Raw genomic sequence first — 14930 nt, 5'->3', positions numbered from 1 at the left:
GTGAAACTCACGCTCTCAATTTACGTCGCTCAGCCCCAGAAGGGGCATTTTCGTGCGTCCATCCCCTGGGTTAATTTGCTCGCGCATCCGGTCGAGGGCAGCAGCCCCGCGCGGCTCAAAGAAGAGCTGATGTTTCGGGCGCTTGAGATGGTGCATGGCGGCATCGCGCCCGGGGATCTGCACAGCCTGCTGGGGCCGAAGAACCCGCAGATGCTCAATTTTTGGGTGGACCTGCATCGGCGCATCGACCCCGATCGCCCGCCGGTGCGCATGGGCACGTGGACCCACGTGATCGCGGGGCGTCTGCCCGGCGATGACCTGATTCATGTGTGGATTCCGCTGCTGCCCGGGGCCTGCTTCGCCGTGGAGCGCATGGACGATGTCTATGAGGGGCTGTGCGCGTGGGCGGAGCAATGGGCTGAGGCGAATCATATCAGTGATTTTTCGGTGCTCACCGCGGAGTATCCCGCGCGCATGGAGACCATTGAGGTCGATCTTGGCTTCCCGTCGGTGGACTCGCGCGACGATGACGAAGATCGCCCCGCGGGCCGCATGCGCCGACCCGAAGCGCTGTCGAAGGTCGCGACAAACCTCACCCATCACGCCGATGATAAGAGCCTTCGGCGCGCCTACGGGCGCCAGGAGATCATCGACGAATTGGTCGAGGTGATGACCGCCGAGCGCGCGTCGCATATCTGCCTGGTCGGGCCCAAGGGCGCCGGCAAGAGCGCGCTGATCGAGGAGGCCGCGCGCCAGACGCTGGAGATGCAGCGCGCCTACCAGCAGCGGCGCGATATCTGGCAGACCAGCGGCGACCGGATCATCGCCGGCATGAGCATCATCGGGCAGTGGGAGCAGCGCGCCGAGGCGCTCTGCAGCGAGTTAGAGGCCCGAAATGACGTGCTCGCCGTCGATGATTTGCTCGGGCTTGTGCGCGCGGGCCGAACCTATCAGGGCGATTCGAGCGTCGCGCGCTTTATCGAACCGTATCTGGAGCAGGGGCGCTTTAGCGTGATCGCCGAGGCGACCGAGGCGACCTTTGAGGCGGCGCGCGGCGAGGCCGCGGGCTTCGTCGATCGCTTCCGTCGGATTCAGGTGCCCGCGCTCGAGGCCGACCCGACCATCACCATCCTCAACGAATTGGTGCGCGCGCTTGAGGCCCAGCAGCGGGTGCGATTTACCCCGGACGCGGTTGAGTCGATAGTGCGGCTCTCGGCGCGTTATTTTCGCCAGGAGGCATTCCCCGGCAAGGCGATTCGCCTGGCGCGCCAGTGTTTCTCGGCCGGCGTGCGAAAACTCAGCGATGCCTCCGAATACGAGGTGCGCATCGACCCGCAATGGGTCGCCGAGGTGGTGCATCGCCAGACCGGTTTGCCCATGCGATTGCTCGTGCCAGGCCAGGGGCGTGAGCCGGCCGAGGTGGAGCGCGCGTTCGTCAGTCGGGTATTCGACCAGCCCCAGGCGACCGAGGTGCTGAGCGCGTTGATCGTGGCGACCGAGCAGGGCTTATGCGACCCCAAACGCCCGCTCGGCAGCTTCTTGCTCATCGGCCCCAGCGGCGTCGGTAAGACCGAGACGGCCAAGGCCCTGGCCGAAGATCTCTTCGGCGGGCGCGACCGCCTGGTGCGCTTTGATATGAGTGAGTTCAGCGAGGCGTCGGCCAGCACGCGGCTGATCGGCACGACCCATGAGCCCGATGGTGAGTTGACCGGCCGGGTGCGCATTCAGCCCTTTTGCGTGCTGCTCTTCGACGAGATCGAAAAGTCTCACCCGATGGCGCTCGACCTATTGTTGCAACTTCTGGGCGACGGTCGCCTGAGCGACGCGGCGGGGCGAACCGTCGACTTCTCCAACACCGTGGTGTTGATGACCTCGAACCTCGGCGCGGGCTCCGAAGACCGCTGGCTTGGGTTTAGCCCGACCTCTGAGAAGGATCGCCAATTACATTATCGCCGGGCGGCCCAGCAGTTTTTTCGCCCGGAGCTATTCAATCGCATCGACCGGGTGATTCCCTATCAGCCGCTGTCGGCGCGCACGCTTAAGCGCATCGCGCAGCGCACGCTGCGCGAGCTGTTGGAGCGCCGCGGGCTTCGGCAGGGGCGGGTGATGGTCGACGTGGACCGGCGCCTCGTCGAGCATCTGGTGGGCGATACCGTCGACCGGCGCTACGGCGCGCGCACGCTCTCGCATCGCATCGAGCAACGCCTCATCACGCCCCTGGCGCGCATGCTCGCCGGGCATGACCCGAATAAGAAGGGCCTGACTCGCGCGCTGCTCGGTGTGGACGGGGTCGGCGAATTGGACCTGAAATTATTGCAATTAAACGAAGCCGCGCGGGTCGAACTTCGGCCCGTTGGCGTCGAGTTATTCGTCGATCATAGCGACGGCGACTCACTCGAAGGCGCAGCCGATCGCCTGCAAACGCGCCTGGAATACCTGATCCAGGGACTTGAGGCGCTGGAGGCCAGCCCGCAACGCGCGCAGGTTGACCGTGATTATGTCGAGGCGCTCAATGAGCTCAACGCGCGTGCGGCTAACGGCGCCCAGCTTGGCGACGAGCCGCTCGCCCACGAGATCGCCGAGCGCGTGCGCCAGCGCGAGATCTTCCGCCAGCGCCTGCGCGAGCTTCGCCAGCGCATCGAGGGGCTGGTGGACCCGGAGCAAACCGGCGCCTGGGAGATGCCCGATCTCGAGAGCTTCGATAAGCCCCGATTGCACCGGTGGAATGAGTTGGTCGACCAGATTTTTGGAGAGCTGAGTTGGTCGCGCACGCAGGCGCTCTCGCTGGCCGCCGCTCCCGCCGACCAGGCCACGCTGATCGTCGAGGGATTGTCGGGCAACACCGCCGATATCCTCGCCCATTGGCAGCGGTGGATGCGCGCGCTGGCGCAGGGGCTAAATATCAATATGGCCGAAGCCGCCTGGACGAGCGATGGGTGGAAGGAGGCCGGCGCCGACCTCGCGCAGGTCTCCGCGCTGGCATTTTCGGCCGAGCACCCGGGCATCCGCGCCGCGTTTGAGGCGCTCGCCGGCTATATGTGGGCGCCGATGCCGGCCTCGCACGGCCATCATGGCTTGGCGCTCTTGAGCGCCGAATCTGCAGGCAGTTCCGAGAACTCGCTGCTGCTTCGGCACCTCGAGGCGCGCGAGGATTCCGCGACGCCTGGCGAGCGTTTTGATGTCGAATTTGTCCTTGAAAATAGCCAGCTTAGCCAACCTCGGCTCGCCACGCGGCGCGCCTTGCCGCCGGCGCGCGCGAACGCGTCGGATTTCGCGAAGCGCCTGGTTTTTGAGCGCCTCGCCCTGAACTTTGAGAACGCCTCGCTGGAGTCCGAATGAGCCTGTATTTCCTCGAACTCGATATCGTGCTGGATATCCGCCCTCATCGCACCACCGCGTATCTCTTCGGCGAGGACTCGCTGGCGGCGGTCGCGGACACGCCCGAGGAGGCGGTGGACCGCATGGAACAGCTCGTCGAGAAGGTCGCCGAGGCCGAGCCCTGGCGCTTTCGGCATAATATCTCGTCGTCGGAGCAGGGTGGGGCAAAAAAAGAGGCGGCCGCCAAGCCCCCGATTCAGATGCGCACCATGAAGGTGAGCATCCCGGTGGGGCAGCGGCGTCGGCTTTTTCAGGCGACTTTGAACCTGTTGGTTGCCACGCGTTGGGTCAAAAAGTCGGCGCCAAAGCCCGGCGAGAACCCGGCAGGCAAGGGCGATGGCGCGACGTTTTTTCGGGACTACCTGGAGGTCTTTTTGCCCGAGGTCCCGCTGCAATTCGAGGTCGCCGACACCGACCAACTCGAGTTGGCCATCCGCGAGCACCTTTGCCAATATTATATGGTCGACCAACGCCTCGATGAGCTCTCCGAGTTTTTGCAGCCCGCCGAGGGGTCGGAGTTGGCCGCAGACGCGCGCTTTGAGAAGCGCACCTTCGAGGCATATCCGCTCAAGATCCGAATCGAAGCCGCGCCGTCGGTGCAAGTAAATGACCAGGAAAACTCCGCGCCGACCCTGGAAGCTGTGGGTGAGCCGCTGCACGTACGCCTGGCAAAAAAGGACGCGCCGCGCGCGTTTGAGCGCAAGGCCGAGGTCGACACTTTGCTCAATTATCTCTCCGATGAGTGGGAGCGAAGTGTTCTTCTGGTCGGGCCACCCGGGGTCGGAAAGACCGCCATCGTCTACGACGCGGTCGGGCGGATGCTCTCGGCCAAGGGCAAGGGGCGCGACGCCCGCGCGGTGGCGGCTTTGTCGGACACCAAGGTCTGGCAGATCAGCGGCGGGCGCCTGATGGCGGGGATGCGCTACCTGGGGGAATGGCAGGAGCGGGTGATCGAGGTGATCGCCGAGGCGCGGCGCACCGGCGCCATCTTATTCGCCGACAACCTGGTCGAGCTTTTGGAGGCGTCGGGCAACGAAAAATACGCCAACGGAATCCCGGGGCTGCTCTTGCCGCATATTCTGTCGGGCGACCTGGTGCTGGTGAGCGAGGCGCGCCCCGAGCAGCTCGCCCATATCGAGCAGCGCCAGCCGAGTTTTTTGCGCGCGCTGCGCCGGCTGCCGGTCGAGGCGATGTCGCCGGCGCAGACCGACGCGGTGCTGGAGCGCGTGAGCTTTCGCCTCGGGCGCGAGCACGGTGTTCGCCTGTCGGCCGCGACGCGCCAGCGCATCATCGAGCTCACCGGGCGCTTCCCGAACGCCTCGGGCTATCCCGGGCCGGCGGTTGACCTGGCCGAGCGCATGGCCAGGACCCATCGTACGCGCGGCGTCCAGGCCGAGAGCGAAGACCGCCCCGAACTTCAGCCCGAGCACGCCATCGAGGCCTTCGCCTCGCAGACCGGCTTGCCGCGCGAATTGCTCGACGCCGCCGCCGACTTCGACGTCTCACGCGTCGAAAAGTTCTTCGGCGATGCCATCTTCGACCAGCCCGACGCGGTCGCCGCGATGGTCGACCTGGTCGCGGTGATTCGCGCCGGGCTCAATCCCCCGAAGCGCCCCTTCGGGAGCTATTTTTTCCTCGGCCCCACCGGCGTCGGAAAGACCCAGACCGCGCTGACGCTGGCGCGCTACCTATTCGGCAGCGAAGAGCGCATGGTGCGCTTTGATATGAGCGAGTTTCAGGACCCCTGGTCGGCCGCGCGCCTGGTCGGGCGCTATAAGGGCGAGCAGGGCGCGCTGGTGCGAAAAGTGCGGGAGCAACCCTTTCAGGTCATCCTGCTCGATGAGATCGAGAAGGCCCACTCCAGCGTCTTCGACCTGCTCCTGCAGGTCATGGGCGAGGGGCGAATCACCGACGCGCTGGGCCAAACGGTCTCCATGACCGGCTCGGTCATCATCATGACCTCCAACCTGGGCAGCGAGGGCCCGGAGTCCTTTGGCTTTGACGCCGCCGGGCCCGACGCCGCCGCCAAGCGCCAGCTCGCCGAGCGCCAACATTTCCGCAGCGCGGTCGAGGCGTTTTTTCGCCCGGAATTTGTCGGCCGCATCGACCGCATTATTGCCTTCGACTCGCTGGGCCGCGGCACCGCGCGCCGCCTGGTCGAGCGCGCCCTCGAAGAGGCCTTGAGCCGCGAAGGGCTCAAGCGCCGAAATATCCAGGTCCGCGTGGCCGACCCGGTCATCGAATACCTGATCCGCGTGGGCTTCGACGAGCGCTACGGCGCCCGTCCCCTGCGCCAGGTGGTCGAGAGTCATATCACTGCCATCCTCGCCAATACCGTCTCGGCCGAATCCGGCCTTCGCGACGCCACCCTCGAGTTTCGCATGGTCGACGGTCTGCCGTCGCTTGAGCAGGTGTGAGCGGGTCTTTAAAAATAGAAAGTCTAAAATAAAATCGCGCAATGCCGCCTTTCAGGCGGCGATTTTCGTCGCTCCAAGGCAACGAATACTCGCCCGCTGTCGATAACCATTGTGAGACCCGAAACGGCGGTCTCACTGGTTTTGATATCAATCATCGACAAGGAGAGTAGAGCGATGTGTATCCATATAAAATGCAGGTTCTTGGGGGTTTGGATGGTCGTGTTGCTGGGCGTTTGGTGCCAGGCGGGGTGCGGCATGACTGATGATTCGGCCCAGCGGACCTGGTCCCTGGGCGAGGTCGCGCAGGGGCAGGAGGACGGCGACTCGCCGGACGCTGACACCTATGAGACGCGTGAGGGAGACCCGCTGCGGCCGGGGGCGTCGGAGGGCGGTTTGCCGAGACTCCCCGGCTTTCCGCAGGTGCTGCCCGAGTGTTCGGGTGAGGGCGGATGCCCGGGTGAGCGACTTGAGTCGGGTTGGTGCGGCGATCCGAGCGGGTGCAAAGACCGCTGCGCGGAAGGGAGTGACGCTGCAGCGCAGGGAGATGAATGTGTGTGTGCGCCGCAAAATGAGGGCGTCGAGATGTGCGACGGAAACGACGATGATTGCGACGGCATCGTCGACAATATTTATGCCGACGGACACCTTGCCGCCCGCGGGGATTTGACCTGTGTGACCAGTCGAGCGGGCGCGTTGCGCTGCTTTGGGGGCGGTGAGGCGACAGGGGTATGGCCGGCGACGCAGGCTCGACTCGGGCAGGTCAGCGCGGGCCGTGGGCACGGGTGTGCGGTGGGCGCCGATGCCCAGGTCTATTGCTGGGGTGACAATCACTTCGGCCAGGCGCTTCCGGGGGGCGCGGCGTTTGTGAGCGCGCCGACCCGCGTTGAGCTCAACGCCGATATCGTCAAGGTCGACAGCGGCGCCGACCATAGTTGCGCGCTGAGCACCGCCGGCGAGGTCTATTGCTGGGGGCGCAACCAATATAGCCAGCTCGGCGTGGGGACGTCGGTGCCTGTGGACGGGGCCGTCGAGATTGAGGCGGTGCTCGATTTTGTGGATCTGTCGCTTGGTGCTGACCACGCCTGCGCGGCGACGCGCGACGGGCGCATGCTTTGCTGGGGGGCGAACCACTTCGGGCAGACCGCGCAGGGTGATTTTGACGCGATTAATGTGCCGTCCTGGGTAGATATTCCCGACTATGTGACCCAGGTGTCGGCCGGCGCGGCGCATACCTGCGCGCTGACCGAGCAGGAGCGGATCTATTGTTGGGGCAATAATGAGCAGGGGCAATTAGGGGACGGCACCACGACCTCGCGGATGCATCCGCGGGTGGCCGGCGAAGAGGTGCTATTCAAGAGCGTGACAGCGGGAGGGTCGCGCACCTGCGCGCTGCGGGGCAGCGGGCGGGTCTATTGTTGGGGGGATAATCAGCAGGGAAGCCTGGGCGTCGACGGCGTCGCGTCGAGTTATCTTGAGCCAACGCCGGCGGCAGGCGCGCTGGAGTTTAGCGAGATTCGTGCGGGCGGACGCCATATCTGTGGGCTGACACTGCGTGGATATTTGCAGTGTTGGGGGCGCGGGCAAGATGGGCAGCTTGGCGGTGGCGCTCAGACCCAGCAGCGGCGGCCAAGGCGCGTCGATTGCCGCTGATTGCTTCCACGCCGCCGCGAGAGCCGCCAACTTGAGCTGAGCCTGGCGCGAATCCGTGGTTAGTTTTCCCTTATGCTCGACCGCGCAGGGTTGCCGGGACGCGGCGGCCCTGCATCGGGCGACGCGCGTAGAGCACGCAGTGATCGATGTCCTTTTGTTGAGAGCATAAAAATGGCGAAGATTAACCTCACCGACTACGTTCGCCACGTTCTGAATACCCCCACGTCGATGCCGCTGGACGCAGATAATCCGCGTCCAGCGGCGGTCGCAAAGATTGTGTGCCCCGGGTGTCTGGGGCGCGGTCGTTACGTGGGATTTCGCCGCGTGGAAGACCCCTGCAAAGTTTGCAATGGCAGCGGGGAGAGTGTTCCGGAGGCGGGCGCATCTTGCCTGGGAGGGGAGTTGGGGAGGGGGTGCACAGAGAAATAGAAAAAAGCCCCTTTTAAGATAGCAATCTCTGGTTAGTTTGAGTGCTATGAGGACCTCAGGCTTGATGCATATCACTGCAGAACCGCTCGCGATGCATCGCGAGCGGCACAGCGCTGTATGAACCGTTGTATTTATTAATTTCCAATGGGGGAAAACGCATCGTGAATCATCAAAGACGAAGAGTACTGACTGGGTGGTGTGCATCGCTGGTAGCGCTGCTCATGGTCGCCGGGGTTGGCTGCGGTGACGCCAATGGTTTCGGGGAGCAATCGCCGCAAGGCTCGGCGCAGGCGGTTCCTGAAGGAGACCGTACATTCGCGGGTTCGCCAGGCGCCGAGGCGCGCCTCGCGGTCGATCCTGAGCGCGTGGGGCGAAGCGAGTTTGAATTGCCTGTGCCGGGACCCAACCAGCCTCCGGCCGCTGATATCCGGGACCGTTTTCCGGGCCTGCCACCGGTCGGGGAGGTGGATGGACCCACCCGGATTCCCGGCGCTCCGACTTCTCCACCCGTGGGGAATCCCTACCCGACCCCGACCAATGACTACTCGGGAGAGGGCAATAGCTATCCCGGGGCGGGCAGCGATGGCTGTGTGATTATCGGCTATGACGTCATTATCGACGAGGCGTCCGACCTCGACGCGTACGCGGGGCTCGATTGCTTCGACGTTGAGGGGCACGTCCTCATCCAGGACACCGAAGACGTCCTTAACCTAAGCAAGCTGAAGGGGCTGCGCTCGGTCAGTAAATATCTCACGATCAGCGACAATGCCGTCCTCGAATATGTGCGTCTTCCGAAGCTTAAATATGTCGGCGATGGCCTGGTCATCGAAGGCAATCAGCAATTAAAATCGGTCAAGATTGACTGTCTCGAAGAGACCGGCGGCAATCTTCACGTCTTTAATAACCAGAAGGTTCACACCGTCTCCTTTGAGAGTCTTCGAAAGGTCGGCGGCGATATGATCTTCGCCGGCATGAACGCCCTGACCAAATTGCTTCTTCCGTGCCTGGAGGAGGTCTGTGGTCTATTTATTTTCGAGCATAGCCAGCGGCTGAAATACCTGTGCCTGCCGAGCCTGACCACGGTCGGTGGGGCGTTCTACGTCCACTATAACCCCAGCCTTCGGGCGTTGATCGCCCCGAACCTCGCCAGCATCGGCGGCCTCTTGGAAATCGTGCGCAACCCGGTATTGGCCAGGGTCGAGTTGGACTGCCTGGTCTACGTCGGCGGCGACATTGATATCACGCATAACTTCCGCTGGTCGCAGTGCCAGATCGATGAGCTGATCGCTCAGATCGTCGAGTGCGCGGGGGATATTACGACCGAGGCGAACTACGCCGAATGTCGCATCCCGTGGGTCGAGATTCCGCGCTGGTGCGCCTGCGCCGATGGCGCGTGCAAACCCAACCCGGATTGTGACGGCGAGTGCGAGCCGCCTCCGCATGAGGACTGTGAGCACGAGCATGAGTGCGGCGACGATTGCGATCATGACTGCGACGACGAATGCGACGACGACTGCGGTGATGATGGCGACGACGACGATTGCGACCATGACTGCGATGATGATTGCGACGACGGCTGTGATCACGAGTGCGATGACGATTGCGGTGATAACGGCGACGACGATTGCGATTACTGTGACGACGGTTGTGACGACGATTGCAGCGACGATTGTGATGACTGCGATAGCGGTTGTGACGACGATTGCGACGACGATTGTGATGACTGCGACAATGGTTGCGATAATTGCGATCACGAGTGTGATGATGATTGTGACGACGATTGTGATCACGAGTGTGACGATGATTGGGACGACTGTGATGGTGACTGGAGTGACGGTTGCGATTGGGACTGGGACTGCGAGGACGGTCATCGGAACCAGCGGGGCCGCGGGCACCGCGAGCATCAAGGCAATGGGTATGGTCACCATCGCTGTTGCCCGCGCGATTCCGAGGACGGTCATCGGAACCAGCGGGGCCGCGGGCACCGCGAGCATCAAGGCAATGGATACGGTCATCATCGCTGCGATAGCGGCCACTCCGACCGTGGCAATGACGGCCGCGGGGAAGACCGTCGCCGGGGAGAGCGCTAAGCATTAGTCGGTGAGGGCGTCGGGACTAACGGCGCCTAACCTGGCCGCGCTCGTGCTTTTGCCTGGTAAAGTAAATCCCCGGAGAGCTTCGCTCCTCCGGGGATTTTCACCGTTTTAGTGCTATCTTGGTCGGCGACCTGCTATTGCCCGGGTTTGCGCTCGAGATGTTGAGCTGCCTGCTCTCGCAATCCGCCCGGACATGCTCGGGGCATATGCTTGCAAGTCGGCTGAAGAGTAGTTTATTAGAGCCTTTAACTAGGGTTGAGTTTTGCGCTATACTAGTTGTGAGACCCTCTACCTCTTTTGGGACGTAAGAACCGATGAACGAGATCGATTGGGAAGACGTATTTTACGATGCGGACTTTTTTACCCCTGATAAGCGGGAGCAAGACCGTCATGATTTGCGGGTGAAGGTCGCCTGGATGATCGATTCTCGCCAATATACCGGTGTCTCAAACGACATCAGTTCGGGAGGGCTATTTGTCGCGACTGAGCAAATTCCGGAGCACGGCGTAGAGTGCAAATTGGCGTTTAAATTGCCGAATTGCGAGGAACCCATCCGCGCGATTGCGCGCGTGGCCTGGAGCCGCCCCGAAGCCGGAGATACCCCCGAGGAGCCCTGCGGTTTTGGGGTGGAGTTTCTGCAGCTCTCGCCGCGCGGAAAGGAGAGCCTGCACGAATATATCGAGCTCAGCGATGCCCTCCTATTTAGCGGCTCGGATTTCTGAATTATTGGTCGAGGACGTGTTTCTCGAGTACAAACGCCGTGAACTTCGCCCGAAACACCTCGACATCGCCCACCTTCGCGTAAGCCTCGACCCGTCGCTTCTTCCCCGCCTCCTCTTCAACTTCAGCGTATGCGATGATCTTTTGGCCGACCGTCACAGGCGCCAGAAAGCGGGCTTCGGCCGCCCCAAGTACGACATTGGGGTCGTTGACCGCGAGCATCGCCGCGTAATCGGCCAGACCGAACACAAAGCCTCCATGAACGAGCCCTCGTTCATCGGCCGCCATCACCGAGGTTGCGACCAGCTCAACCTGCGCGCGGCCAACCGCTAGCGCCACCACTTCGCCGCATAATTCGGGATTAATCTCAAGATGCGTTCTGGGTTGTTCATTCATTGGTTCATCTCCATGAGTGCCGAGTAAAATTGATGATTGTCGGGGCAGCTGGCCCATTATAACGACCGCAAAACGATCGGCAATCGGGCGGGTTAGCGCAGAGCTGCGCGGGATTTCTAGCAGGGCTGACAGCTCGAAATAATGGTGTTATAGACGCCGCGAACATCTAACCCAACTTGGAGATATTTATGCGTATTATGATTGTTGCATCGTTGGCTCTCGCTTTGGTCGCCTGTAACGGCGCGACCGCTCAACTCAAAGACGGTATGAATAAGGCTGGCCAAGAGGCCGCGACCTCGGCGGAAGCATCCGCGAAGGCGTCGGCTGACAAGTCGAAGGCAGACCTTGAAGCAGGCGCCAGCGCCAAAGTGATGGAGCAGGCGCTCACGGTCGCCGCTGAGAATCCGGCGCGCTCCGAGCAAAATATCGCGCGCAATAAATATCGTCATCCGGTCGAGACGCTGAACTTCTTCGGCATCAAGCCGGATATGACGGTCGTTGAGATCTGGCCCGGCGGCGGTTGGTACACCGAGGTCCTCGCGCCCGTGCTCGTCGACGGACACCTGATCGCGGCGAGCTTCGCGCCGAAGACCGACCAGCCCGACCATTATACGAACCGCATCTACAATAACTTCGAGGAGCGCCTTAAGAATGACCCGCTCTTCTCGAAGAACGTGCACTCCGGCATGCTTCAGCCGGGCGTAAAGGTCGACATCGGCGCCGAAGGCAGCGCCGATATGGTGTTGACGTTCCGCAGCCTCCACGGGTTTATCACCCAGGGAATCATGGACGAGATTTTCGCCGAGTCCTATAAAGTCCTGAAGCCCGGCGGAATCTTTGGCGTCGTTGAGCATCGCGCCAAAGAGGCCGAAGGCATGGACGTGATGGAGATCGCCAAGACCGGTTATGTCCCGACCTCCTACGTCATCGAGCGCGCCGAGGCTGCTGGGTTTGAGCTGGTCGAGGCCTCGGAGATTAACGCCAACCCCAAAGACACCGCCGACCACCCCGAAGGCGTGTGGACGCTGCCGCCGTCGCTTAAGCTCGGCGACACCGATCGCGAGAAATACCTCGAGATCGGCGAGAGCGACCGGATGACCCTGAAGTTCCGTAAGGTCGTCGAGGAAGAAGCTGTTGAGGCGGATGAAGCCGCAGAGTCGGACGAAGCCGCGAACTAAGTCGACGTGACTTGATTCGAAGAAAGGCCGCCCCCGGGGAGTTTCCGGGGGCGGCCTTTTTGTGTCTGGGCGAGGTATGTGTTTGTGCGAGGAGGGCGGTCGGCGTTAAAAGAGCTCTTTTTTCTTGCTCACGATATTTTGGCATTGGTCCGCCTCGTCGACGCGGGTCATGCGAAAATAGCTCTGCTTTTTGTCCGGGTGCGGCGAACTCGCCGGGCTGTCGCCGACCATACGGCTGGTCGCCCCGAGGATGACCTGGTTGGTTTTCCAGGTGACTTCGCCGGCGATTCGGTCGCCTGGCAGAAGCTGTCCCTTCATCTTGTCCCAGTGTTTTTGGACCAGATAGAGGTCGCTCTTCACCAACCCGGTGATGCTCATCGTCATGCCCGGTTGGCCGTCCTTGTCCGGGTCGACCACGCGCGGATCATTGGGCTCGGTGGGCAATGCGTCGTCCAAACTCTTCAGGTTCGCGCCCAAAACGGTCGTTCGCCCGGGCATCACGAGCGAATATTTGCCGGCGTCACCCTGCAGCGTCGCCTTGCGCGTGTGAGTGTCCATCGCGTCGATATAGGAGCGCGGGATCTGCGGTTTAATCATCGACTGGTCGCTGAGCAATTCCACCGAGCAGGGCTTGGTGGTGACGGTGATTTCTCGCCCATTCTGCTTTATTTGAACCTGATTAATCGCGACGGTTTGGGAGATCACCTCGCCGATCATCGAAACCTTGGACACTGCGCTGGTGACTACTTTTTGCGCCCAGGTGCCGCTGAGATCAGGAACTTCTGTTTGACTGGTGATTTCTGGGGTGACGACGGCGCCGACGGGCTCCGCGGTCGCCGTTGCTGCGATGAGGGTGAGGGGCGCCGCCAGCATAATGGGGGTAAATCGTGAGATGAATTTCATACGGCCTTTCCTGGTATTGAAACGAAAATAACACCGAAAGACGAAATGTCATCGCGGTGTTATCCTAAGCAACAGTTTGAGATTATCGTTTCATTCCAGGGGGTTAGCAATGAGCCCGTCGCGTGTCCGGGCTCATTGCTGGGTGAAGCGATGCGCATTATCCGCAGGTGCCGGCGCTGATGCCCGACATGGGGTGTGCGCCTTCTTCCATCTCGCCGTCTGCGCCGATCTCGCCTTCGATTCCGCCACCTTCGATTCCGCCGCCTACGCTCGGGCTCGCGTTGTCATCGATCATGCACTGACCAGCAGCAATCTCGACATCGATATTCGCAGAGGTCGAGCTCATCGAGAGGGTGCCCTCGAGGACCTCAACTTCACCGTCCTCGATGCGCAGTTTTGGAGCGGCCGCGCCGTTGAAGGCGATGTTGATCATATCGTCGAGCATCCAGTCCTGGATGTCATTGAAGTGCTGTTGCACCTCCATGAGCTTGATCATCAGCGCGAGGTCCATGCCGGGGGTCATCGTAATCTTGGCTCCCTCGTCGCCGATGGCTTCGATTTCGAGGTTCATCGCGCGGCCGTCGTTGGCGTTGAGGTCAACTTCCAGAACGCGGTGCCCGTCGATATCGAGGGTGGATTGGGCGGCTCCAAGGCCGATATTGTTGATCTCGACGCGGTCTTCACCGACCAGATAGTCCAGCGTGAAGCTCGCCCCGGCGACTTGCGCGAGGATGTCGTATTCGGTGGTGGTTTCGGTCTCTCCGCCCTCGGAATCCCAGACGACTTCGGTTTCACTCACCGGCGCCTGAATCTCGACCGGCTTCAGGGCGAGCAGGGCTTGGAGCATATTGGTGCCGCTGTCGACGCTGAAGCGCGCGGCCGGCGCCGCCGGGTCGATCTTCACGCTCCAATCATTGCCGCTGGCGATGATCTTCTCCTGAATATCGATGGTCGCGGTGGCCGTGGTGGCGGTGTGGGCCAGCTCGGCGCGAATGCGTCCCTGCATCAGAGTGGGCAGGTCATCCAGGGTGGCGTCATCGATGGAGGCCATCAACTCCATGGTCGGGCGCAATTCGGCCAGGTCGATCTCCGCGGCGAGTTTGGCGCGGTGCAATTCGACATCGAGCGGGTTGAAGCGCGCCTCACCGACCATCACCGAGATATTGAAATCACCGGCCGCCGGCGAGGTGACCGCCAGGCGCAGTTGCAATGCGTCGATATCGGCGACGCAGTCTTCCCCCTCATCTTCGGTGCAGAAGGTGTCGCCGCTGACCAAATAGGTGATCTTGGTGTCGGTCTCTTCCTCGATATTCGACTCGAGGAAGACGCGTGCGTTGAGCTCCTCGATGATGGCGTCGGCGCCGTCCTGGAGCTGCTCCTCGGCGCGTACTTCCTCGACGACGACGCAGTCGAAGGTGTCGCCGTTCTCATCGGGGAACGCGGGCTCGGTGCAGTCCTCGGACTGCTGGTCGAGCGCGCTGACAGCGGTTGCGATGCCAAATTTGGTGTCGGTGCGCAGGTACCCCAGCGCCTGGTTCAGGTCCTCGACGGCGAATTGAAGGTTTTCGCCAAGCGCCTGGTGAGCGCTCTGATGCTCGACCGGTTGGGCGTTATTTGCGTCGTCGTCGCCGCACGCGACCAGCGCGCTGGTGCAGAAGAGGCCGCCGGCCAGAAGTATCATCGTGCGAGATTTCATATTTAGCTTCGAATTCATTTTAATCTCCTCGGTGGTTTACGCGGCGGATTGCCGAAAACTATCCAAT

At 62.1% G+C, this 14930-nt stretch carries 9 protein-coding genes; 6 read left to right on the top strand and 3 right to left on the bottom strand.

Annotated elements, in window-relative coordinates; genetic code table 11:
* From DN745_RS10430 to DN745_RS10410, 5 genes are all read left to right on the top strand, one after another.
* Entirely contained in the window at positions 1 to 3339 is a 3339-nt protein-coding gene (locus tag DN745_RS10430; RefSeq protein ID WP_111334626.1) for an AAA family ATPase, read from the top strand.
* Entirely contained in the window at positions 3336 to 5795 is a 2460-nt protein-coding gene (locus DN745_RS10425; RefSeq protein WP_111334624.1) for an AAA family ATPase, read from the top strand. The genes DN745_RS10430 and DN745_RS10425 overlap by 4 nt, the downstream gene beginning before the upstream one ends.
* Before the next feature lie 255 nt (positions 5796 to 6050).
* A complete protein-coding gene (locus DN745_RS10420) occupies positions 6051 to 7445 on the top strand; it encodes an RCC1 domain-containing protein (RefSeq protein ID WP_133621779.1) in 1395 nt (464 codons plus the stop codon).
* Positions 7446 to 8035: 590 nt separating this feature from the next.
* Positions 8036 to 9964 (top strand): receptor L domain-containing protein, encoded by a 1929-nt coding sequence (locus DN745_RS10415; RefSeq protein ID WP_133621780.1) that lies wholly within the window; start codon positions 8036 to 8038, stop codon positions 9962 to 9964.
* Between the two features lie 320 nt (positions 9965 to 10284).
* Positions 10285 to 10692 (top strand): PilZ domain-containing protein, encoded by a 408-nt coding sequence (locus DN745_RS10410; protein ID WP_111334619.1) that lies wholly within the window; start codon positions 10285 to 10287, stop codon positions 10690 to 10692.
* A gap of 1 nt (position 10693) precedes the next feature.
* Here DN745_RS10410 and DN745_RS10405 read toward each other — a convergent pair whose 3' ends face one another.
* A complete protein-coding gene (locus DN745_RS10405; RefSeq protein ID WP_111334618.1) occupies positions 10694 to 11086 on the bottom strand; it encodes a hotdog domain-containing protein in 393 nt (130 codons plus the stop codon).
* Between the two features lie 188 nt (positions 11087 to 11274).
* On the opposite strand from DN745_RS10405, the gene DN745_RS10400 reads away from it, so the two are divergent.
* A complete protein-coding gene (locus DN745_RS10400; protein WP_204354965.1) occupies positions 11275 to 12264 on the top strand; it encodes a class I SAM-dependent methyltransferase in 990 nt (329 codons plus the stop codon).
* Between the two features lie 105 nt (positions 12265 to 12369).
* Here the strand turns inward: DN745_RS10400 and DN745_RS10395 are convergent, their stop codons facing one another.
* Together DN745_RS10395 and DN745_RS10390 are read right to left on the bottom strand one after the other, a co-directional pair.
* Positions 12370 to 13167 carry a hypothetical protein gene (locus DN745_RS10395; RefSeq protein WP_111334616.1) on the bottom strand — a complete coding sequence of 266 codons (798 nt, stop codon included), beginning with the start codon at positions 13165 to 13167 and terminating at the stop codon, positions 12370 to 12372.
* A gap of 157 nt (positions 13168 to 13324) precedes the next feature.
* A complete protein-coding gene (locus DN745_RS10390) occupies positions 13325 to 14881 on the bottom strand; it encodes a hypothetical protein (RefSeq protein WP_111334615.1) in 1557 nt (518 codons plus the stop codon).
* Positions 14882 to 14930: the final 49 nt, after the last annotated feature.

Source organism: Bradymonas sediminis (assembly GCF_003258315.1).
In the GTDB taxonomy this organism is placed as follows: Bacteria; Myxococcota_A; Bradymonadia; order Bradymonadales; family Bradymonadaceae; genus Bradymonas; species Bradymonas sediminis.
Note: the sequence above shows the minus strand (reverse complement) of the source record. Positions and strands in the feature narration are given on the sequence as shown.

Coding starts and splice junctions, on each gene's coding strand:
- DN745_RS10425 (WP_111334624.1), top strand. CDS start 3,336: ATGAGCCTGTATTTCCTCGAACTCGATATCGTGCTGGATATCCGCCCT.
- DN745_RS10420 (WP_133621779.1), top strand. CDS start 6,051: ATGACTGATGATTCGGCCCAGCGGACCTGGTCCCTGGGCGAGGTCGCG.
- DN745_RS10410 (WP_111334619.1), top strand. CDS start 10,285: ATGAACGAGATCGATTGGGAAGACGTATTTTACGATGCGGACTTTTTT.
- DN745_RS10405 (WP_111334618.1), bottom strand. CDS start 11,086: ATGAATGAACAACCCAGAACGCATCTTGAGATTAATCCCGAATTATGC.
- DN745_RS10400 (WP_204354965.1), top strand. CDS start 11,275: ATGCGTATTATGATTGTTGCATCGTTGGCTCTCGCTTTGGTCGCCTGT.
- DN745_RS10395 (WP_111334616.1), bottom strand. CDS start 13,167: ATGAAATTCATCTCACGATTTACCCCCATTATGCTGGCGGCGCCCCTC.
- DN745_RS10390 (WP_111334615.1), bottom strand. CDS start 14,881: ATGAATTCGAAGCTAAATATGAAATCTCGCACGATGATACTTCTGGCC.